Annotated in this window: 1 protein-coding gene; it reads left to right on the forward strand. The window is 68.1% G+C overall.

What is annotated here, in order from left to right; all coding sequences use genetic code 11:
* Positions 1 to 1,030: hypothetical protein (locus ACGF5C_RS35320; RefSeq protein ID WP_393308838.1), on the forward strand; the 1,030-nt coding region annotated here is incomplete at both ends.

Consider the following 1,030-nt stretch of genomic DNA (forward strand, 5'->3'; position numbering starts at 1 on the left):
GCTTCACGCCGGAAGAATCGGCGCGCCGCACGTTCACCGGCAAGCTCGCCGAAGAGCTGGGCTATACCGAGGTCACCTTCGGCGATCCGGAGCTGCCGGGGGATTCCGGTCTCGAGGGCCGGCTGGGCGAGAACACCGGCGTCACAGTCCTTTTCCGGCGCCCCGAAGGGTTCGATGGCGCACCGCACGTGGACAGTCCCGAGTTGCCCGACGGTGCCGGTGGTGCGGGTCGTCCACCCGGCGAGCCGCCCACGCCGGGCGCGGCCCCGGGCGAGCCACCACGGCGGGGCGAGGTCGTCGTGGCCGTCGACGGTGAGCATGTGCGGTTGCGGCTGGTCGCCGACGGCGGCGGGCGGTGGCGGGTCGAATCCGTCGAGCCGGTCGGCGAAGGTGAGCACACGCCCGGCGGTGAGGTCGAACCGGCGAAGCCGGGGCGGCTGCGTTCGCTGTGGCAGCGGTTCACCGGCGGGTACGAGGGGCACTATCCGAAATATCCGTCGGGCAGTGGTCAGGACGGCAAATATCAGACCGAGATGACCGAGGATTTCGGGCATCTGTTCGACATCCACGTGCTCGAGACCCTCGGTGACCACGACATCAGCATCAATTACGCGCGGTTGCTGAAGGAGTCGTTCACGCTCTGGATCAACCGGGAACACGCACCGCTGCTGAACCACCTCACCGCTCGCATGGATCTGCAAGCGGGTGAACATATTCCGATGCGCACCCGCGACGGGCGGGAGTACGCGTACTGGAACGAGGACGCGGACCCGGCCGAGGTCGCGGCGATGCACAAGTATCTGCGCGATATCGGGCTGGGCCACCTGGTCGATGAATCACAGCCCCATGACCTGCCCGGCCATTCCGCGCCCCAGCACGGCGAAGCCGAAGCGCCGCACGACAATCCGGCCGACGAGTTGCGGGCCGCCGCCGATCGATTGGGCATCGACCTGACCGATATCAGCCCGGAGACGCTGCGCCGCGCACTCGATACCGCCGAATACCAGAATCTGCGCCGGGCCGCCGTCAT

The sequence above is a fragment of the Micromonospora sp. NPDC047620 genome, from assembly GCF_043205005.1.
GTDB lineage: Bacteria > Actinomycetota > Actinomycetes > Mycobacteriales > Micromonosporaceae > Micromonospora.